A 21,218-nucleotide genomic window follows, 5' to 3' on the forward strand; every position below is an offset into this window, starting at 1 on the left:
GCAAGCCCCTCGGCATCCGGACGCCAACCTGTGCAGCAATGATTTCTCTTTCCTGAAATTCAGTATATTCCGACGGAATATATGTATGTTCCACACCCGCAAAGGCTTCGCGGCTCTGCAACGTACCGACAACGCAACGGAGGAAGCCTTTTCTCCGGAGAAAATCATGACTGCCCAGGTTATAAAACGGACCGGGCAACATAAGCACCTTTCCCTGTAAAATCAGAGCTATGACGCCGGATTAGCAATCCGATATTAGAAAAACCAGGGTTCCAAGTCTTGGCTTCTGACCGCAGAACGCTCCCGGGAGCGGATTTGTGCAGCAGTCCGGCGATAGGTGCGGATCCATTCATATCCATATTTAACTTTTGATTTTATGAAGAAAACCTTATTCACTGCTTCCTGCGTCCTGGTTGCCTTGTCCGGCCTGGGCGCAGCGGCCACCTATCAGTGGACGGGAAACGGGGACGGATCCTCCTGGACGGACGCGGACAACTGGACGGAGGCCGGCGTGCCTCCTACTACTCTCGGCGCGGGAAACAGCATCATCATCAACAGTGACGCCTCCATCTCCACCGCCGGCGCGGGGAGCCTGAATTACAGGAATGTCGACCAGTTTGTTCTGAAAGGCACGGGTACTCTCAGCAACAATACGGGAGGGGCCTTGGTTTTAGGGAACGTGGACATGGACAAATCTTTTTCCCTGAACTCAGGCAATACGCAGCTCTGGGGCAACTTGACTATTGATTCCAGCATCAATTCAGGAGCGCTGGGAGGCGGGCTGTCCACGGGGTATGTTTGGGATTTCGGATTAAACGGACGTCTTGCGACGACCAGCCTCTGGATCAATGCGAGCGGGGGAACCATCCAGGCCGCCATTGATCCGTACACGACCACCGGAACCGTCGGGACTGCGGTGCGTGAACTGCTGGGGCAGAACAGTTCCTCTTCCTCGGGAGGCTCCGGGTTTGATACGGTTGACTACGTGGTCAGGGACGCTGACGGGAATATCCTGACCCGTGCGGACGGTCCGCTGGAAGCTACGGAAGAAAATGTGGGCAAGTATTGGATCACCACCAATGGGGGAGCCTGGGCCAACGTGAAGATTCATTACATCACCGGAGCGGCTCCAGTTCCGGAACCTGCTGCGGCAGGCCTTTCCGCCGCCGGTCTTCTGCTGGCCCTGCTGCGCCGCCGCCGGATGCGTTGAGCCGGGCATTGTTGTCCGGACTGGTTTTCGGAAGCGCCTCTCCTGCACGGGAGGGGCGTTTTTGTTTATCCGGTCATGGCCACCGTTTTTAGCGGCTGTCCGGTTCTCTCCGGATGGGAATATTCATGACGGGGTGTTTTCCGGAGAGAGCCGGCCTCATGGCCGGGAATTTCATCCACGCCGTCACTTGGCCGGGCTTTTGGCGAAGGATATGCGGCGCCTGTAAAAAAAGAGCAGAACCAGCCATTGCAGCAGGAGAAGGGAAACGGCGAGCAATACGGGCTGGAAAGGCGGGAAGAAGTCCGCCGCGCCGCTGAAGATGCGCTGGTTGAGTTCATGCACGTTGAGCAGGGCGTGGATGAGGTAGGCGGCCAGGGCGTTGACGCCGATGACGCGGAGGGGAAAGGCCCATTTGGCCCATTTTCCGCCGTTCCATGCGTCGACGGCCAGATGGAACAGGGACAGGAGCATCAGGGAGATTCCGGCAGCGGCCAGAACGAAGGTGCCGGTCCACATGCTTTTAATGATGGGATAGGCGCCGTCCAGCATTCGGGCGGCGGAAAAGAGGAGGATTCCCGCTCCCATCATCGCCATGCAGAGGCGGACGGAAGGCAGGCGACTTTCCTTCAAAAATTTTCCCGCCAGCCATCCGCCCATGCACAGGGCGGAAGCGGAGGCGATGCAGAGGGGGCCTTCCGGATCAAAGACGCCTCCGTGCAGACGGCCGGGAAGCCAGTGCATGTCCACCCAGGAGTTGACGGAGCCGTCCGGCGTGAAGCTGCCGCAGGTGAATTGAAGCAGGGCGATGAGGCCCAGAAGGCCTCCCGCCGCAGCGGCAATCGCTCCCGTGCGGCGGCACAGCAGGATGCACGTGCCTGCGATGGCGCAGGAAAAGCCGATCAGGCCCAGAACGGAGGCATAACGCATATCCTCCGTCCAGGTAAGCGTTCCGTTGACCAGGAGGCCCAGGAAGGCCAGAACGAAGGCCCGTTTCCAAAGGTGGAGAAGCCCGGGGGCCGCAGAGGAGTTTCCGCCGGTGTATTTCGCCAGGGAGAAGAACATGGAAACGCCAGAGATGAACACGAAGACGGGGAACACCAGGTCATACAGGTGCAATCCTGCCCAATGGGCATGCGACATCTGGCGCGCGGCTTCCCGGAGGAAGGCGTTTTCCGGATTTCTGGAGGCCAGGAGCAGGACCAGGGCGTCCAGCCCCAGGATGATGAGCATGTCCAGCCCGCGCAGGGCATCCAGGGAGTGCAGCCGGGGGAACGGGCGGGAACGGAAGAGGAGGCGGTCATGGCGGCGGGGAGGAAGAACGGGAACAGGTACGGACGGAAAAGGGCGTCTTTATCAGGATTCCTCCAAACATGCCGGAACAGAGGGGAATCGTGCTTGATTTCCACGGGGGAAGAGGGTAAAGCAGGCCGCATGCCGCGCTCCCCTCTCGCCTTTCTCCTTTTCCTGTGTGTCTCACTGCTGCTGGCTGCCTGTTCCTCCACGCCCAAGACTCCGCATGGCAAGCCGTTGATGAAGGACGGCAGGTACTCTTCTTCCTATGACGCTTTTGTAGCGGACCCCCAGTACCGCTTCACGCGCGACATCTGGTACCATGACGAGCGCATCCGGCAGGCGCAGACGCGGAACAGCAAAATCGTGATTCATTTGAAGGACCAGCGCGGCGTGCTGTGGGTCAACGGCCAGCCGGCCATGAACTTTCCCGTGTGCACCGGCAGATCCACCCATGAGACGCCCCGCGGCAAATTCTCCATCATTCAGAAGGATGCGGACTACCGCTCCCGGTCCTATGGCAGCGTGTTTGATGCAAGCGGCCTGTGCGTGAATTCGGACGCCACCTCTTCTTCCCGCGTGCCGTCCGGCGGCAAATTCATCGGCGCCAAGATGCCGCTGTGGATGCGCATTCATGGCGGGATAGGGCTGCATGTGGGCACGGTGTTCCGGGACGCCAATTCCCACGGGTGCATCCGGGTGCCTGTGGAGGCATGCCGCATTTTGTTTGACAAATGCGGCATGGGAACAACCGTAGTAGTTCAGGAATAAGCGCGAGCGTGAATAATCGTTGATTCCTTACGGTGCATCTGTCACACTCCTGCAAGCTGATGAAAATGAAGGTTCTGATACGTTCCCTGGTATTGCTGGCCGGGTTGGCCGCCTGGACGGCGGATACGGCCTGGGGCCAGTCCTCGTCACGCCATTCGTCTTCCCGCGGGGGAACGCCCGTGCGCCAGGCTGCGGCGCAGCAGCGCGGAGAGGATGACGCCGTGGAAACGGTTGACCTGGGGGATAAGAAGAGGGAATCCGGCACGGCGTCCGGTGAACGGGAAGGCGTGGCTGACGCCCCGGAAATGCCCAAGGAAACGGAGAAGGAGCAGAACGGCCTGGATTCCCTGTCCCTGATTCCCTCCCTCAAGGGGGAAGGATGGATGCGGCGCGGGAAGCGCACACCAGCACGCGGCCTTCCGCCAGAACCATGGCCCTGCTGATTCCGGCTCCGCGCGGCCCCATTCTGGACCGCAACGGAGAGCCTCTGGCCGTGACCTCCGTGGCCTACCAACTGGCCCTGCGTTTTGAAATTTTTGAAAATCCCAATCGTTCCCGCGTGGTGGACTTCGGGCGCAACTGCCTGGAACAGGCCAAGAAAATTGCCGGAAAGGCGTGGTCCTTTTCCGATGACCAGCTCTGGAAGCACTATGAGCACCGCCGCTGGCTGCCTCTTCCCCTCACCAACGTCATCCGCGCGGAGGAAGCGGAAAAACTGAAGGACAAGGTGAAGGGGGTGCGCGGCCTCCAGTTGCTGCCCATCTACATCCGTTCCTATCCGGAAAAGGAAATCGCCGGACATATCATCGGCTATGTGGGTTCCAAGGGAAAACTGCCTACCGGCCCCATCAACCATATGGACCCGCTGTGGGAACAGGTGGAAGGCCGCGCGGGACTGGAAAAGGAATTCAACAAGGACCTGACCGGGACGCCCGGCGTATGGCGCCTGATGTTTGACGAGGACGGCAACAAGATTCTGGATGAACTTCAGATACGCCCCAAGCCCGGCGGCGCCATCGTCACCACCCTGAACCTGAAATGGCAGCGGGATGCGGAACGCATCCTTTCCCGCGGCAAGAGGCGCGGCGCCATGGTGGTGCTGGACTGCGTAACGGGTGAAGTGCTGGTAATGGCCTCCACGCCGTCCTATGACCCGAACATGTTCATTCCGAACATATCCCAGAAGGATTACGATGCCCTGCGCAACGACCCCGCCGGACCGCTGGGCGCGCGCGCCTTCCAGGGGCGCTACCCCCCGCCTCCACCTTCAAGGTGCTGACGGTGGCCAGCGCCCTGAAAAACAACAAGATCACGGAAAATACGCAGATCTACTGCCCGGCATCCATCACGATCGGCAACCACGTTTTCAACAACTGGAGCAAGACGCCCCTGGGGGACATCAACTGCATCCGCGCCCTGGCGATGTCCAACAACCCGTTCATGTACCAGATGGGGCTCAAGCTGGGAGCGGAAGCCCTGATGGATACGGCCCGCGCCTTCGGACTTGGCGAGCGCACCGGGCTGCCCATTCCGGACGATCCCGGCCTGGTGCCCACCAGCGACTACATGATCCGCAACTACAAGCGGGATTTCATGTCCGGAGACGCCGCCAACCTTTCCATCGGCCAGGGAACGCTGCTGGTCACGCCTCTCCAGGTGGCGCACATGATGTCCGGCGTGGCGAACGGCTACCTGCCCAGGCTCCAGCTCATCAAGCAGATTCAGGACGGCAACGCCAATGTCATTTACGCTCCCAAGCCGCAGGAGGTCCAGCGCCCCCTGCCGGCCTATGAACGTGCCCTGTCCAGCGTGCGCAAGGGCATGAGGGAGGTGATTGAAGGCGGCACGGGCGGCCGCGCCCGCCTGTCCTATTCCAGCATCGCCGGCAAATCCGGCACGGCCCAGTGGGGACCGGAACGGGAAGACAAGCGCCTGGCGTGGTTCGCCGGCTTTATGCCCTGTGACAATCCCCGCTTCGCCTATGTGGTTCTGTATGAAGGCCGCGCCCACGAACGGCTGGGCGGGGGCGCCGCCGCCGCCCCCATCGTGAAGGAATTCTTTGAGACGGAGAAGAAGGACATCAAGGCCATCATTGACCCGCCCAAGGACGACATCCCGGTAGCGGAACCGGTGGAGGAAACCCCGGAAACGGCTGCCGCCGCCCTTCGCGAACGCGGGGGATTGCCTGCCGTAGTGCCAGACAATCTGCCGCCCGGCCTGTATGATCCGGAAGGAATGGAGCCCATCAAGGTTCATGAAATCCCTGCCGATCTGGACGACTCTTCCGATGCGGAAATCAAGGCGACCCCGGTGGGCGGTTCCTCCGGGCATGCCAGGCCGTCCGCGCCTTCCTTGTCGGAGGAGCCTTCTGCCGCACCCCTCACGCCCCGACGCGGAGATTCCGACTACATTCCCGGCCTTCCCCATCAGATTCCCCGCCATCTCAACCATTCCTCTCCCGTAAAAGCTCCCGCGCCCCAGGCCCCCCTTCCGGAGGATGACATTCCCATGGCGGAACCTCTTTAGACCGGCTTTTAAGGAAGGCGGAATCGTCCGGCAATGCTTTTCAGGGCGTTCGCCGTAACAGGGTCATGCATGGCCTTTGGCCCGTTAATGCTTTTCATTGTGCTTGCGTCATTGCGGGGAAGCGCCTATATAATGCGGATGGTGCGCGTCGATGAGACTGTTGCCGTAAGGAGCGGCGCTTTTGTTGGATGGCATCATGACCCCTACGTTTAAAGATAATGAAAACGCATTATTTCTACTCCATACCCTGTTTTGCGCTGACCTGCGCTCTTGCCGCCTGCTCTGACGACAATAAATCATCTTCCGCCAAGGCCGGACAGGATGCCGCCGGCTTAACCCCGGCTTCTTCGCTTGATCCCTCCGCCCCCGTTGCTTCCGATCTGGTGGCGAAGCGTGCGGAACGGCTCGGAATCGCCGCCCTCTTTCCCATGGACATGGGTATTGTAGCCGGTGTTTACGACGTCCCCGGCATGATCAGGAGCGTTCAGAATCTGAACATGGTCAAAACCTGGGGTTCCTGCTCCGCTGGGGAAGACGCTGATGAATCCATAGCCATTCCGGGAGAGGATGCACCCAAGCCCGTCCGGAAAAAGTGCTCCGTCAACACCCCCGTCATTGACGCGATGATCGGCTTCGGCCCCGAATGGGCTCCGTGGATGGACAGCGCCCAGTCCGCTTTTACAGGCATGGGATTGCACCAAATGAAGGGAATTCTGTCCGGTTATAAGCTTTACCAGGATTTAATCAATGGTAACAAGAAAGCTAGTGACGCAGAAGTGGAAGTAATGGGCAACAGATATACTGAAATGCTCATTAAGTGGATTGATTTGGTGGATATGCGCCCCTCTCAGGCCGCGACGGCTCCCGTAATGGTAGCCGCCAAATTGACGCCGGAAGCCCTTGCCCAGGCCAAGGCTACCCTGAAGGACGCCAATCTCCCGGAAGGCATGGAACTGCACGGCATTGTTTCCCTGTATGACAAGACCTACAACGGCCTGGCTTGCAAGGTAGCGGAAGTGGACTGCAAGAAACTGCGGGCGAAGCTGGAAGAAAGGCTGGAAGAGGCTAAAGCCCAGATAACCGTCTCCCAGGAAAATCTGGACCGTCTCAAGGCGGCTCTCAAGCGTCTGGACGAATCCAAGCTGTATGTGGCCGTCGCTTTCGTGGATGATACCCTCGTGGGCTTTATAACCACCAATCCTGAAAAGCAGGTCCGCCTGGCGGCTTCTCCCAGGATTCTGTTCTGGCGCGTCCGGATTTCTCCATGGCTGACGCCCAGCTCCAGTATCCCGCCTATGGCCTGATATTTGCGGACAAGGCTTGCGCCAAGGGCCTTATTAACCTGGACATCGCCTACTACAAGGGCATGTTCTCCGGGTTGAAGGACCTGATGCAGACGGTAGGCACCGACTGGAAGATTGCCAATCTGGCTCCTTCCATGGCCGCGCTTGATTCCATGAAGGGCCGCCTCCTTGGGCTGTATGAAAAGGTGGCGCAGAATGCCACGCCCGTTTCCTACTACGCGTGGCAGGACCAGGGGGTGCATGTGGAAGCCTGCACGTATCCGCTTGAATTCTACCTCCTGGACGCTCCCTCCTCCATGAACTCCGTCCGTCCCGGGGCGGATACGGTGCTGTATTCTTCCTTCCGCATCAATCCGCAGATTGTTGACATGGGCTGCACCCTGTATGAAAACATCGCGCAGATCGGCTGGGATTACGGCAATGCGTATATTTCCAACCCGAAGCATGACGTAAGCGACCAGATCCGCATGGTTGCCCCCATGCTCCAGATGGCCCGGCCCACCATTGAAGAACTTTGGAAGGCGTACAAGACCGCACTTTCCGGCCTTACGGATTCCGGCGTGTTCATCATGGACATGCAGGGCGCTCCCAGCCCCACGCTCAAGAATGTTCCGGCCCCGCGCTTCTCCGCGGCTTATGAAGTGAAGAACCGTGCCGCCTTGGGCGAAGCGTGGCAGAAAGTGTCTGACGCCGCCAAGACCATCGTTACCCTGGCCAGCCAGGGCAAGATGACGGAATTGCCCTCCCCCAAATCCTCCGTGGAAGGGGATGTCACCACCTACGATTACGAGTGCCCGCTGGGCGCCGACCTGAATCCGGTGGTGAGCGTTTCCGACACCCGCTGGGCCATCAGCATGCCGAAGGCCTTCGGCATGGAAGTCGTCAAGGAATCCATGAAGGCCCCGGGGCAGGTGGCTCCGCTGGAATTCCAGCTTAACCTCGTTCCGGTCCGTGATGCCCTGAAGAGCGCGGCGGAAGGCAACAAGGATATCCGGAAGGCCGTGGAAACCCTGGACGTGATCACCTCCGACGTCACGGGCGTGCATGCTACGGGGCGCAAGGGCGCGGACGGCAGGGACGTGTATCACATCCACGTTATTTCCGCTGCCAAATAACAGGGGTTTCCCATTGGATTTACAGGCTTCCGGGAAGAAATTTCCGGAAGCTTCTTGTTCCTGCCGTTCTGGAAGTTATCTCCGGAAAATTTTTTAATGCCCGGAAGAAAAAACGGAGTTTTGCAACGGCAAGCCTGCAGCCGCCTTAAGATTATATACAAATGTATATAATTTGTGCGCGTGCCAAGTTTTGGGCTTGCCAAGGGGGAGGGGAGAGTACACAATCAAAACCGTCAAATAAAGGGAATGGCTTCCCTTTTCCCGTATTTACAGGAGTTGGCGCGATAATGGTGAAAGATAGACGATGAGCAGATTTTTCCAGTTCCTGTGGTTGGCGGCGTTGGCGGTGCCCGGCATGATGGGCGGTAGCGCGTGTGCGGCGGAGGAAGGAGCGGAGCACGGACTGGAGCAGGCCGCCCCCCACTTGTTCTCCATTCCGCTTCCAGGCGGCATTGAACTGCCGGTGTCCAACTCCATGCTGATGCTCTTTCTGGCGGTTCTGCTGATAGGGGTGGTCGTATGGTTCGCCACCCGCGCCATGCGCATTCTGCCGTCCCGGTTCCAGAATGCGGTGGAATATTTCTTTGAGACTCTGTACAACTTTGTGGAATCCCTGCTGGGGCCGCGACTGACGCGCAAGTACTTCTGGTACTTCGGAACCATCTTCACCATCATCCTGGTCAGCAACTACATGGGGCTTCTCCCCGGGGTAGGGACCATCACCTATAACGGAGTGCCGCTGTTCCGCGGGGCGAATGCGGACATGAACGTGACGATGTTCCTGGGCATCTTTTATGCGCTGATGTGGCTTTACTGGTCCATCCGGGAACAGGGCCTGAAAGGCTTCTTCATCCACTTGTTCGGGCCCAAGGGAAGACTGCCCGGCTTCATGGGATTCGTGCTGGTGCTCATCTTCATCTTCGTGGGGCTGGTGGACGTCCTGAGCATTACGATCCGTCCTATTGCGCTGGCGGCCCGTCTTTACGGCAACATTTACGCCGGGGAAACGATCATTGACACCATGGCTCACATGTTCGGACCCGTCCTCAGCGCCCTGTGCGTACTCCCGTTTCTGGCGATTGAGCTGCTGGTGGGCTTCATCCAGGCTCTGGTCTTCCTCCTCCTGACGGCGATTTTCCTCAAACTGCAAGTGGGGGACGGGGATGCCCACGGCCATGCCGCCAAGGATGAGGGAAAAGAACCATCCGTGCCGGACAGCCTGCCGTCCGGAAAGGCCTCATAAGCCGCACCGCCAACTTTCCGTTCCGGACCATGGGCAACCTGTGGGGGAACGTTCAACAAAAAACATAAACCATACCAATAACATGATTGATCCTACCGCAATGACCTCCCTGGCCGAACTGTCCGGCAACGTGGGCTTCGGCCTCGTCACCATCGGCGCCGGCCTCGGCATCGGCCTCATCGGCGCGAAAGCCGCGGAAGCCACCGGGCGCAACCCGGGAGCCTCCTCCCCCATCATGGTGATTGCCATTACGCTGGCCGCCCTGATTGAAGGCGTGGCCCTCATCTCCATCTTTGTGAAATAACCCGGAGGCCCCGTTCCCGGAGGGAGCTTCTTCCGCTCCGGGGCGGCGCAGCCGTTCCTGCCGGTCCGGAAAACTTCCGGCATGTTTCAACCCGTTCATTTTATGCTGAATCTCATAGCCGACCAGTCCTGGAATCCCTTTGCGCCCTTCGGGGTGACAAGCTGGGAACCCTTTGTTGCCAACCTGATCGCCTTCATCCTGATGGTGGTGATCCTGCGCTACCTGGCGTTCAAGCCCATCCAGAACGTTCTGGAAAAAAGGCGCCAGCGCATTGAGGAGGGAGAGGAAATGCGTGAGGAAAGCGAGCGCCAGCTGGCTTCCGTGAAGGAACAGACGCATGAAATGCTGGTGGAAGCGGGCGAAAAGGGACAGGAAAAGATAGACGCCGCCAAGGCCGCCGCCTCCCGCCTGCTGGAGGAACAGGAAACCGTGGCCTCCCAAAAGGCGGAGGAAATAGTCAGAAAGGCCCGGCAGCTTGCGGAACTGGAACAGCAGAAGGAACGCGAAGCGCTGAAAGAACAATTCGGCCAGCTGGTGGCCCTGGCTGCCGCGCAGGTCACCGGAAAAATGCTGACGGAAGAAGACCAGCGGAGAATCAACCGGGAAGCGATCGACAGCCTGGATTCCTGATACGCTTTATGAAGATCGGAAAGGACACGCTCAATGCCGCCCGCAGGCTGTTCCGGCTCTGCATGGACGGGAATACCGTGGCGGAGGACCGCGTGCGCCTGATCGCCCGGAAAATTGCGGAACGCAAACCCCGTAACTATGTCGCTCTGCTGACGGCCTTTTCCCGCATGGTGGAATACGCCGTGAAAAGCCGTACGGCCACCATTCAAAGCGCCGTACCGCTGACAGAGGAGGAACGCTCCCAAATTCAAGCCAAGCTGACGGCCAAATATGGCGACGGCCTCTACTACCACTGGGAGGTGGCGCCGGACCTGCTGGGGGGCATCCGCATCCAGGTGGGGGACGACGTGAAAGACGGTTCCGTACGCTCCAGAATCGACCGTCTGGCCGAGATGGCCCGCAATCTTTCCAATTAACCAACGAAACTTTTTTCCATGAGCAACATACTTCAAGAACTCGAAGCAGAAATTAAAAAAGCCACGGCTTCCGTCAGCCAGGAAAACGTGGGCGTTATTCGTTCCGTGGGGGACGGCGTCGCCAAAATCGAAGGGCTGAGCGGCGTGATGCTCAATGAAATGATTGAGTTCCCCGGGGGCGTGATGGGCCTGGCGATGAACCTGGAAGAACATGAGGTGGGCGCCGTGATTCTGGGGGATGATTCCAATTTGAAGGAAGGGGACTTGGTCAAATGCTCCGGACGCCTTCTTTCCGTGCCCGTGGGGCGGTCCCTGCTGGGCCGCGTGGTGAACACGCTGGGAGAGCCGATTGACGGCAAGGGGCCGATTGAGGCGGAAGCGTATTATCCTGTGGAAAAAATCGCCTCCGGCATTATCTCCCGCCAGTCCGTCACTGTTCCCGTGCAGACGGGCATTCTGCCCATTGACGCCATGATTCCCATCGGCCGCGGCCAGCGCGAGCTTATCATTGGGGACCGCGCCACCGGGAAAACCGCCATTGCCATGGATACCATGATCGCCCAGGCGGACCAGAACCGCCTGGCGGAGGAAGGCAAGCTGGCGGACCACCAGCCCCTTTACAACATCTACGTGGCTATCGGCCAGAAGCGCGCCAACATCAGCCGCCTCGTGGCAAAGCTGGAAGAAACGGGCGCCATGAAATACTCCATCGTGGTGGCGGCCTCCGCCTCCGACCCTGCCGCCATGCTGTACCTGGCCCCGTATGCCGGCTGCGCGATGGGCGAATACTTCATGGACAAGGGGGAGGACGCCCTCATCGTCTACGACGACCTCTCCAAACATGCCGTGGCCTACCGCCAGATTTCCCTGATTCTGCGCCGCCCCTCCGGTCGCGAGGCGTATCCGGGGGACGTATTCTACCTGCACAGCCGTCTGCTGGAACGCGCCGCGCGCATCAACAAGGAACACGGCGGCGGTTCCCTGACGGCCCTCCCCATCATTGAAACGCAGGCCGGGGACGTTTCCGCCTACATCCCCACAAATGTCATTTCCATCACGGACGGCCAGATATTCCTGGAAACGGACCTGTTCTACCAGGGGGTGCGCCCCGCTATTAACGTGGGCATTTCCGTCTCCCGCGTGGGTTCCTCCGCCCAGACGAAAATCATCAAAAAACTGGCCGGCTCCATCAAGCTGGACCTGGCCCAATTCACGGAATTGCAGGCCTTCGCCCAATTCGGTTCCGACCTGGACCCCAGCACGAAGGCCAAGCTGGCCCGCGGCCAGCGCATCGTGGAACTCTTCAAGCAGAACCAGTATGAGCCCAAATCACTGGGGCTGGAGGCCGCGGACCTGTACGCCATGCAGAAGGGGTACTTTGACGATGTTCCGGTGGACAGGATCAAGGAATACCAGAACGCGTGGGAAGCCACCATGAAGGACCAGCATCCGGACCTGTTGGAAAGCATCCTGAGGGAAAAGGATCTGACGCCGGAAATAGACGCGGGGCTTAAAGCCGCCATTGAATCCTTCAAGCTCAGTTGGAACTAACGATTACGGGAGCACTGAAACATGGGCAACCTGAGAGACATCAGACGCCGGATCAAATCCGTCAAAAACACGTCCCAGATCACCAGGGCGATGCAGATGGTGGCCTCCGCCAAGATGCGCCGCGCCCAGGACCAAGCCGTGAAGGGGCGCCCCTATGTCCGCGCCCTGGCGGAAGTGCTCTACCATCTCCAGGATGAAATAGACACCAGCAACAGCCCCCTGATGCAGACCCACGGCGGCGCGGACCTGGTGCTGCTGGTGAACACGGACCGCGGCCTCTGCGGCGGCCTGAATGCCAACCTCATCAAAATGACCCGGGAGCACGCTCCGGAAAACGCCCACTACATCACCATCGGCCGCAAGCTGAACGCCGCGCTGGCCAAATGGAATGAACGGCTGGAAGCCACCTGGAGCCTGACGGACCCGCTCTCCCTGCTGGAACTGAAGCCGGTGTTCGACTTCATTGTGCAGAAATTCAAGGCGGAGGAATACGGGCGCGTCTTCGTAGCCTTCTCCGGCTTTGTGAACACAATGGTCCAGAAGCCTATCTTCCGCCAGCTTCTCCCCATTGAACCGGAACCGTTGATGAAGATGGCGAAGGCCGGAGGCGCGGCCCTGGACGGGGAAAATGCCCACAAGCAATTCCTGCTGGAACCCAGCCCCTCCGCCCTGCTGGATACCATCCTGCCCCTTTACGTCTTCCACGGCCTGGTCCAGATCGTGCTGGAAGCCCGCGCATCCGAGCACTCCGCCCGCATGGTGGCCATGAAGGGCGCCACGGAAAACGCCAAGAACATCATCGACGGCCTCACCCTGGACTACAACAAGGCCCGCCAGACGCAGATCACCAATGAACTGCTGGAAATCACCACGGCCATGCGCGCCATGGAATAACGCCGGACTCCGTTTATTCACCCACCTTTCAAACAGAACCCTCACTCCTCTTATTTCAACACCAAGTTTTTCTCATGATGAATAACACAGGCACTCTCGTTCAGATCATCGGCGCCGTGGTCGATGCGGATTTTTCCCAGGCTGAAACGCTTCCGGCCCTGCTCAATGCGCTGGAAGTGGACTATGAAGTTAACGGAAAGCGCAAGACCCTGGTGCTGGAAGTCCAGCAGCACATCGGTGACGGCTGGGTGCGCGCCGTGGCCATGAGCTCCACGGATGGCCTGCGCCGCGGCATGCCCGTGCGGGATACGGGGCACCCCATTGAAGTGCCGGTGGGGCAGTGCGTGCTGGGCCGCATCTTCAATGTGCTGGGTGACGCCGTGGACGAACGCGGCGCCCTTGACTGCGCCGGAAAAAAGAGCATTCACCGCAGCGCCCCTCCGCTGGAGGAACAATCCACCAGCACGGAAGTGCTTGAGACGGGCATCAAGGTGATCGACCTCATCTGCCCCTTCCTGAAAGGCGGCAAAATCGGCGCCTTCGGCGGCGCGGGGGTGGGCAAGACCGTGCTCATCATGGAACTCATCAACAACATTGCCAAGGCGCGCAGCGGCCTCTCCGTCTTTGCCGGGGTGGGGGAACGCACCCGTGAAGGGAACGACCTGTACAATGAAATGATAGAATCCGGCGTGATTAACCTGGAAAAGCCGGAGGAATCCAAGGTGGCGCTGGTATACGGCCAGATGAACGAGCCTCCCGGCGCCCGTCTGCGCGTGGCTTTGTCCGCCCTGACCATGGCGGAATACTTCCGCGATGAGGAGCACAAGGACGTTCTTCTCTTCATTGACAACATTTTCCGTTTCTCCCAGGCGGGGTCGGAAGTGTCCGCCCTGCTGGGCCGCACGCCGTCCGCCGTGGGCTACCAGCCGAACCTGGCGGAGGAAATGGCGGACCTTCAGGAACGCATCACCTCCACCAAGCACGGTTCCATCACCTCCATGCAGGCCGTTTACGTTCCTGCGGACGACCTGACGGACCCGGCCCCGGCCACTACCTTCGCCCACCTGGACTCCACGGTGGTGCTGGAACGTTCCCTGGCCGCCCAGGGCCTGTTCCCCGCGGTGGAGCCGCTGTCCTCCACCTCCAAGGCCCTGGCCCCGGAAATCGTGGGGAATGAGCACTATGAGGTGGCGCGCGGCGTGCAGATGGTGCTGCAGCGCTACAAAGACCTTCAGGACATGATTGCCATTCTGGGCATGGACGAGCTTTCGGAAGAAGACAAGCTCATCGTGAGCCGCGCCCGCAAGATCCAGCGCTTCCTGACGCAGCCTTTCCACGTGGCGGAAGTCTTCTCCAGCATTCCCGGCGCTTACGTGCCCGTCTCGGAAACCGTCCGTGGTTTCAAGGAAATCCTGGAAGGCAAGCTGGACATGGTTCCGGAAGACGCCTTCTTCATGCGCGGCGGCATAGATGACGTCCTCAAGGATGCAAAGGACGCCGAATAACCCCTTTTCCCGCAATTCCACACCATGAGCATGGAGTTCAAAGTCATTACCCCGGATGAAGTGGCCGTTGCCGCCACGGTGGAATACGTGTATCTGCCCGGCAGCCTCGGGGAGATGGGCGTGCTGGAACACCATACGGCCCTGATCACCTCCTTGGAACCGGGGAACTCCGCTACAAGCCCCTGGATGGCCCGGAGGAAAGCATGGTAGTGGGAACCGGCTTTGTCCAGGTCAATGACGACCACGTCCTGATGGTGACGGACTTGGCCCTCAACTCCTCCCAGATTGATGAAGGCAGCGTGGAACGGGCCATTCAGGAAGCGCAGGAAGTGCTGAAGGCCCGCTCGGAAATGTCCCGCGAGGAACAGGCCCGGTTTGAGGCGAACCTGACCAAGCAGATCATGATGCTCAACTTCAAGCGCAAACACAAATCCCCGGGCAGATGATGGCGGAAGACTGGAACGACACGTTTTACGACCTTTTCCGCGAGGCGGTGGGGCGTTACCATGAAGGTCACAGGAATGTGGACGGCTTCTTTACGGACCAGGAAATCATCTTCCTGTCCTCCATCGGCTGCCGCACGCGGGAACTGTTTGACTTTGTGGAACTCTATGCCCGCACGGGAGAACCTTCCCCCACCACGGTACTATTGATGGCCGCGGCGCGCAGGGACTTCTTCCTGACCATCCAGCACGGGCAGTTTTACCAGGGCAAGCCCGTCATCGGGTATGACCTGCCGGGCTTCGGGGATGAACTCAGCGGCCTTCCCTACCTTCCGCGCCTGATTGCCAAGGCGCGGGCCAAGCTGGCCGGCTCCATGGGGGATGACATCATCTACTGCTGTGAGAACGACCGCCGCTTCTTCCGGGAACACGGCAACATCCATCCCGCTGACTTCCTGCGAGTGGTCTGGGCCGCGGGAGACAGTGACCCCAAGGTGTACGATTACGTGCGCCAGTGCACGCTGAGTTCCACGGCCAAACCGGTCGATGGTGAATGATGTTTCTGCATCGTGACGGTGGGAGGAGGCTTGGTGAAGCAGAGCGTCTGTAGAACTGACGTTCGGTTAGATGGTGCTTCCAGGGAAATCTTATAGGAGGAAAGAAAGTTCGCTGACCGGCGGTATCTAGCGTCCTGGATATGGATGATCAGATGTCTTGTGCTTGATTGGGACTTTAAAGCTGGTCGCTGGAAAAATCTGTATTGCCGCCTTGATTAATCAAGAGAATCAGAAGAAGTATTATGTATTTTATGAAATACCTATGTTGATAATATTATCGTGTATTTGAATACCATAACGTTCCCGGCGTGTTTACACTGGTAATTCTTGTTCTCATGGTAGTCGCAACTATTGAGCCAACATCATTTCATTACCATGAACAACACTTTCAACATCGGCGCCATGGACACCGTCTACCCCTTCATTCCCATGTACCCCAACGGACAGCCCCAGGGCAACTTCCTGGTCAACGGCCTCTCCGCTCCTGTCCTTATCCCCAAACGCGCTGCTTCCTCCTCCTCCCGCCACGAATGGTTCGGATACCTCAAGGTCATGGCTCCCGCCACCTGTTTTCTCCACCTCCACGCCCACTCTTCTATCTCCCTTTCCATTCCCGCCAAGGATCTGGAACTCTCCACGGAGGCCGGATCTTCCGCTCCTCTCTGTCGCCAGATCCAGTTCGAACAGGGATACTACTGGTGCCACATCGTCCATCAACACCAGCCCGACCAGGGGTCGGAAGCCGAGTTCTGCATTGCCCTGATATGCGACAAGGAAGGCGAGCCCGACCTGGACTATTACCTGCTGGCGGAAAACACGCCTGCCGGCAAAGAAGGAGAAACCGTGCTAACCCTGGTCAACCTGTACCAGGAAGAGGAGGAAGGGAACTCGTCTAGCAGTTCCTCGGCAGGGGGAGGAGATTCCTTTGAGTTTGACCCCAAGCCCAGCAGCAGTTCGAGCTCTTCCTCCTCGAGCAGTTCGTCTTCCAGCTCCTGGCAGAGTTCTTCGGCTCCCGAGCCTCCGGATTCTTCCAGCAGCGCTCCATCGTCTTCCAGTTCGTCGTCTTCCAGTTCGTCGTCTTCCAGTTCGTCGTCTTCCAGTTCGTCGTCTTCCAGTTCGTCGTCTTCCAGTTCGTCGTCTTCCAGCAGTTCGAGTTCTTCCTCGTCATCTTCTTCCAGCAGCTGGTCGTCTTCCAGTTTCCACAGCAGTTCCTTGGTGCCTGAAACACCAACTTCCTCCAGCAGCGCTCCGTCTTCCAGCTCTTCCTCGAGCAGTTCCAGCAGTTCTTCTTCCAGTTCGTCGTCCTCCAGCAGTTCGAGTTCTTCGTCCTCAAGTTCCTTGAGTAGCTCCAGCTCTTCCTCGTCAAGCAGTTCTTCCTGGTCCTCGTCAAGTTCATCGAGTTCTTCCAGCTCTAGTTCCTCTTCCAGCAGTAGTTCCAGTTCCCTCTCTTCTTCCTCCAGCGAGCCGGAGGAAGGCGGTTGCCCGTGCCCCTGTTCCTGTGATTGCGACGAAGACATCGAACAGTCCGATTGCAGCAAGAACACCTCCCATTTCTTCGGCGGCAACCCGGATGGAGCCGACGACTGCGAAGGCTTACTGGAAGTAGGAACCGGAGACTCAGGAGGGGCAGGAGGAAGTAATTTCCCCGTTCCCCGCACCCTTGCCGAACCTTCCGCCCTCTCTTCCATCACCCTGCGCTACAAGCACCCTCTCGAATGGAGCGCCTCCTGCAATCCCGAAACCGGACAGATCTCCGTCAAACGACCCACGGGCAGTTCCATCTCCTTCCAGAGTTCTGACGGCCATGCCGAAGCCTCCGTCTCCGGAAGTTCGCGCAAGTTGAACTACAAGGTTCAGAAGCTGAATGCCGACAAGTCTCCCTGCACCGGCGGCTCTCCCGCCTATCTGGACATGGTCCAGAGCAATGGGCGCACCCTGCGCTTCTCGGCAGCCACCGGAAAGGTCGTCTCCATGGTTTCCGCCTCCGGCGTGGAAACCACGGCGGAAGATTATTCCCGGCAGATGAAGGTGAACCGCCATCCTTCCACGGGAGCCATTCAAAGCATCTGGTCCAAGTCCCAGGGACTGCTCCAGGCGGTTGGGGAAGGCAACAGGCTCACCCTGGAATGGTACGCTCCCGGCCAGGTGAGCAAGAATGCGCGCGGCTTTGCCGGCACTGGAACTCCTTACAAGACGGTCAGCTATGAATTGAGTGACGACCAGGGCGTGCAGGTGATGGATATCGCCGAACAGAGGGAAGGGATGCCTGTCTTCCGGACGCAGCGAAGGACGGAAGGCAACAAGGTGACGACCATTCAGGGAGAGGGGGATGAGCGCACCGTGCGAACGGTGGAGAAAAATGTCCTCCCCGGAGGCAAATGGGAAATGATTGAGAGCTTGCGCGGCATCGACGAGGAAACGCCTTCTTCCTGTACCCGCACGGTGAAGAAGTACACCGACGGGGGCTGGCTGACTATCAGCCGGACGGAGGGATACAACACACCTCTGGCCCGAACCACCCTCTATACCTATAACGACCAGTTCCGGGTGTCTCTGGAGATCAAGCCCGACGGCGGTTACACGCGCTACGAGTACGATGACCAGGGCAGAACCGTGCTTTCCGCTGCTCCCTGGGCCGGAGGCGGGGAGAGAGGGACCCGAACCACTTACGCCGACTTGCGCTTTAACGACTTCAGGCCAGCCACGGAAACTAAGGTGGTCATTGCCGAGGATGGAACGGAAACGGAACTTCTCAAGCGCACTTACACGTATGAAGACAGTCCGCAGGTCAGCCGCACCACGGTGAAGGAAACGGCGTTGGGGTCGGAAAACACACATATCAGTATCTCTGAAACCTACGGCGAGGCGGCGGAGTATCCCTACGCCCGGGGCAGGCGGAAGATGAGCCAGGGCGTCAATGGCGTCCAGAGGGTTTATTCCTATGAAGCAGCCGCGGAATACGGAGCCCTCCACAAGGAGACGGAGACCGTGCAGGCCAACGGAAGCATCGTTCCGGGACAAAGTACACGAAACGTGCAATACATCGCTGAAAACGGCGCCACCACCAGGAAAGAACAATACGTTCACACCGGAGAGGACTGGTCGCTGATTGCCTCGGAGGACTACGAGTACGATGACGAACAGAGGCTCGTCAAGACGACGAAGGGCAACGGGCGCACCAGCACGACGGAATGGATGTGCTGTGGCCCGTTGAGGGAAACTGACGAAGACGGCATCACCACCAGCTACGGCTACAACTCGGCCAAGCAGCTGGAGGAAACCATTCGCTCGGCGACGGAAACCACTCCGGAAACAATTACTTCCTACAGCTATGATGCGGCGGGAAGAAAGGTTTCGACACGCCGCGACATAGGAGCCATGACCACGGTAGAAGGGGCGCAGTACGACGATCTGGGACGAGTAGTTTCCTCTACGGATATACTTGGCAGAGTGACACGAACGGAATACAGAGAGGACTACCTTACAACAACCATCACTACTCCTTCGGGAGCCACACTACTTACCAAGAGGTACTATGACGGGACTACCATCTTACAAGGCGGAACCGGCCAGCGAGAGATGGAGACCCGGCTGGAGCTGACAGAAGAAGGCATCCTGACCACCACTTTGTCCAAAGGAGCCATTCTCTCACGCAATCTGGAAAACGGTTTTGGCCAAACCGTCCGGCAGGAACAACCCAATACGAAGGGGGGATTCGTAACAACCAGGAATGCCTACAATGAGAAAGGACTGCTCGTACACACCCAAAAGGAAGATTTGGCACCCACGGTCACCACTTACAGTGAACTGGGGCAAGCCATAAGACGAACTGTTCTCTTGGACACTCTCCATCCGGAGGATACTTCAAAAAACAGGATATCGGAAACCTCATCCTGCTTCCGGGTTCGGGAAGACGGCATCTACCAGGTGCACACTTCCACTACCTACAATGCCGACGGTTGCCCCCTCACTCAAACCACGGAGAATATGATTTCCAGGCTCAGTGCAATTCTGGAAAACAAATCCATCACCACAGACGTCTACGGGCAGCAGAGCATCCAGTGGACGGAGTATACCGCTCCGACTAAACGCGCCCGGTTCAACCAGATTCCGACTTCGGATATTATAGCCGAATCTGTCATCGTAGACGGCTTTATGGTAAGTCAAACGAATCACACCGGCATCCATGCCTCACAGCAGCGCTTCTATATCTCCACAGGCATGATTCTAGAAAAAACCGACGGCCGCGGCAACACTACTATTGAGGAAACGGATCTTGCAGGACGTACTGTCAAGATCACGGACGCATCCGGCACCATGACCACCACCAGCTACCTTCCCTGCTGCAATGCCGTGGCTTCCATCACCGACGGGCTGGGAGGCACTACCTGCTATTCCTACGACATCCGCGGCAGAAAGATAGCCGAGTACGGCACCGCCATTCAGCCGGCCTGTTTCGCCTACGACGAAGCCGATCACATGGTGGCGTTGACTACTTTCAGGATGGATGAAGGGGATATTACGAATAATCCTTCCGGCCGTACTGACGGAGACACCACCACTTGGCTCTACCACGTGGCTACGGGGCTGGAACTTAAGAAGACCTATGCAGACGGGTCCTGTGTCTCCAAAACCTACGACGGACTCAACCGTCTGGAGACATTGACCAAGGCCAGAGGGATTGTCGCTAGCTATATCTACGCGCCATTGACCGGAGAACTTGTCTCCATTTCTCACAGCGATGAAACCATATCCTGGCTCTATTCTTATAACCATCTAGGTCAAGTGGTCTCTATCTCCGATGCCTCCGGCATCAGGGAATTTTCCTACGATTCCTACGGCCGCATGATCCAGGACACTTTCTTTGGAGGTGTGGAAAGCTGCACTCAGGAAGAATACGATGCCCAGGGGCGTTCCAACGGATATCGCCTGATGCTCGGCACACGCACCGTGCAGCACTCCCATCTTGACTATGACCATCAGGGTGGCATTATTAGGATGAATCTGGAAGGACTGGAGTCTTCCTTTACCTGGCGGTACAATCCAACCAGCGGCTTCCTCAACCATCTCACCTACCCCAATGGCATGGTCCGCAGCAATACTTACCATCCCAGGCTCAACCTCGTAACCGCCATCGGTTACAGGAAGGGCGCGGATGGCGAATTGGCGGCCGGCCACGAATACGACTACGACGCGCTGATGCGTCCCACTCAACGCCGGGACTCATGGGATGCTGCCACTCCTGCGACGATAAGAGATTTTACCTATAACAAACGCAGTGAACTGGTCAAAGATCAAATCCGGCAGGGTGGGAGCTTCAACTATCGGTACGATAACATTGGCAACCGCAAGACTGTTCAGGAACTGGAAGAGGAAGTCTCGTATGCGGCCAATAGCCTCAATCAGTACATGGACATGACCGTGAATGAAGTTTCATTCACTCCCACTTACGATGCAGA

Annotated in this window: 18 protein-coding genes and 1 pseudogene; 16 read left to right on the top strand and 3 right to left on the bottom strand. The window is 58.4% G+C overall.

Annotation, left to right across the window (positions count from 1 at the left end):
• Window positions 1–376: 376 nt before the first annotated feature.
• Window positions 377–1,210 carry a PEP-CTERM sorting domain-containing protein gene (locus tag PVA48_RS08035; RefSeq protein WP_102728750.1) on the top strand — a complete coding sequence of 278 codons (834 nt, stop codon included), beginning with the start codon at window positions 377–379 and terminating at the stop codon, window positions 1,208–1,210.
• A 183-nt stretch (window positions 1,211–1,393) separates the two neighbouring features.
• Here PVA48_RS08035 and PVA48_RS08040 read toward each other — a convergent pair whose 3' ends face one another.
• Window positions 1,394–2,440: a hypothetical protein gene (locus tag PVA48_RS08040; RefSeq protein ID WP_423231566.1), complete on the bottom strand. Its 1,047-nt coding sequence runs from the start codon at window positions 2,438–2,440 to the stop codon at window positions 1,394–1,396.
• A gap of 201 nt (window positions 2,441–2,641) precedes the next feature.
• Here PVA48_RS08040 and PVA48_RS08045 point away from each other — a divergent pair, with 201 nt between their 5' ends.
• From PVA48_RS08045 to PVA48_RS08115, 15 genes and pseudogenes are all read left to right on the top strand, one after another.
• Window positions 2,642–3,271: a L,D-transpeptidase gene (locus PVA48_RS08045; RefSeq protein ID WP_022397549.1), complete on the top strand. Its 630-nt coding sequence runs from the start codon at window positions 2,642–2,644 to the stop codon at window positions 3,269–3,271.
• A 32-nt stretch (window positions 3,272–3,303) separates the two neighbouring features.
• On the top strand, window positions 3,304–3,714 hold the full coding sequence (locus PVA48_RS08050) for a hypothetical protein (RefSeq protein WP_423231567.1): 411 nt from the start codon (window positions 3,304–3,306) through the stop codon (window positions 3,712–3,714).
• Window positions 3,702–5,797: pseudogene (locus PVA48_RS08055) on the top strand (penicillin-binding transpeptidase domain-containing protein). The gene PVA48_RS08050 and the pseudogene PVA48_RS08055 overlap by 13 nt, the downstream one beginning before the upstream one ends.
• 218 nt (window positions 5,798–6,015) lie before the next feature.
• The gene (locus tag PVA48_RS08060; protein WP_423231568.1) at window positions 6,016–7,101 is read left to right on the top strand and encodes a hypothetical protein; all 1,086 of its coding nucleotides are present in this window, start codon (window positions 6,016–6,018) and stop codon (window positions 7,099–7,101) included.
• Window positions 7,062–8,216: a hypothetical protein gene (locus tag PVA48_RS08065; protein ID WP_423231569.1), complete on the top strand. Its 1,155-nt coding sequence runs from the start codon at window positions 7,062–7,064 to the stop codon at window positions 8,214–8,216. Before PVA48_RS08060 ends, PVA48_RS08065 begins: the two co-directional genes overlap by 40 nt.
• Before the next feature lie 304 nt (window positions 8,217–8,520).
• Window positions 8,521–9,459 carry a F0F1 ATP synthase subunit A gene (locus PVA48_RS08070; protein WP_022397546.1) on the top strand — a complete coding sequence of 313 codons (939 nt, stop codon included), beginning with the start codon at window positions 8,521–8,523 and terminating at the stop codon, window positions 9,457–9,459.
• Window positions 9,460–9,541: 82 nt separating this feature from the next.
• Entirely contained in the window at window positions 9,542–9,763 is a 222-nt protein-coding gene (locus tag PVA48_RS08075; RefSeq protein WP_022397545.1) for a h+transporting two-sector ATPase C subunit, read from the top strand.
• Between the two features lie 102 nt (window positions 9,764–9,865).
• The gene (locus tag PVA48_RS08080; RefSeq protein WP_022397544.1) at window positions 9,866–10,393 is read left to right on the top strand and encodes an ATP synthase F0 subunit B; all 528 of its coding nucleotides are present in this window, start codon (window positions 9,866–9,868) and stop codon (window positions 10,391–10,393) included.
• A gap of 8 nt (window positions 10,394–10,401) precedes the next feature.
• Window positions 10,402–10,809 (top strand): F0F1 ATP synthase subunit delta, encoded by a 408-nt coding sequence (locus PVA48_RS08085; protein WP_102728746.1) that lies wholly within the window; start codon window positions 10,402–10,404, stop codon window positions 10,807–10,809.
• A gap of 18 nt (window positions 10,810–10,827) precedes the next feature.
• Window positions 10,828–12,360, top strand: a complete 1,533-nt coding sequence (gene atpA / locus PVA48_RS08090; RefSeq protein WP_102728745.1) for a F0F1 ATP synthase subunit alpha — start codon at window positions 10,828–10,830, stop codon at window positions 12,358–12,360.
• A 21-nt stretch (window positions 12,361–12,381) separates the two neighbouring features.
• Window positions 12,382–13,254, top strand: a complete 873-nt coding sequence (gene atpG, locus PVA48_RS08095; protein ID WP_102728744.1) for an ATP synthase F1 subunit gamma — start codon at window positions 12,382–12,384, stop codon at window positions 13,252–13,254.
• Window positions 13,255–13,331: 77 nt separating this feature from the next.
• Window positions 13,332–14,759, top strand: coding sequence for a F0F1 ATP synthase subunit beta (gene atpD / locus PVA48_RS08100; RefSeq protein ID WP_102728842.1), 1,428 nt, complete (start codon window positions 13,332–13,334; stop codon window positions 14,757–14,759).
• 24 nt (window positions 14,760–14,783) lie between these two features.
• Window positions 14,784–14,969, top strand: a complete 186-nt coding sequence (locus PVA48_RS08105; RefSeq protein ID WP_423231570.1) for a hypothetical protein — start codon at window positions 14,784–14,786, stop codon at window positions 14,967–14,969.
• The gene (locus PVA48_RS08110) at window positions 14,963–15,205 is read left to right on the top strand and encodes a hypothetical protein (RefSeq protein ID WP_423231571.1); all 243 of its coding nucleotides are present in this window, start codon (window positions 14,963–14,965) and stop codon (window positions 15,203–15,205) included. Before PVA48_RS08105 ends, PVA48_RS08110 begins: the two co-directional genes overlap by 7 nt.
• Window positions 15,202–15,759, top strand: a complete 558-nt coding sequence (locus PVA48_RS08115) for a DUF5069 domain-containing protein (protein WP_102722701.1) — start codon at window positions 15,202–15,204, stop codon at window positions 15,757–15,759. The genes PVA48_RS08110 and PVA48_RS08115 overlap by 4 nt, the downstream gene beginning before the upstream one ends.
• A 348-nt stretch (window positions 15,760–16,107) precedes the next feature.
• Here the strand turns inward: PVA48_RS08115 and PVA48_RS08120 are convergent, their stop codons facing one another.
• Window positions 16,108–16,476, bottom strand: a complete 369-nt coding sequence (locus tag PVA48_RS08120) for a hypothetical protein (RefSeq protein WP_146021158.1) — start codon at window positions 16,474–16,476, stop codon at window positions 16,108–16,110.
• A gap of 80 nt (window positions 16,477–16,556) precedes the next feature.
• Window positions 16,557–17,276 (bottom strand): hypothetical protein, encoded by a 720-nt coding sequence (locus tag PVA48_RS08125; protein ID WP_249853116.1) that lies wholly within the window; start codon window positions 17,274–17,276, stop codon window positions 16,557–16,559.
• Window positions 17,277–21,218 lie beyond the last annotated feature (3,942 nt).

This window comes from Akkermansia sp. JRP_AM1 (assembly GCF_049262625.1).
Classification (GTDB): Bacteria; Verrucomicrobiota; Verrucomicrobiia; order Verrucomicrobiales; family Akkermansiaceae; genus Akkermansia; species Akkermansia massiliensis.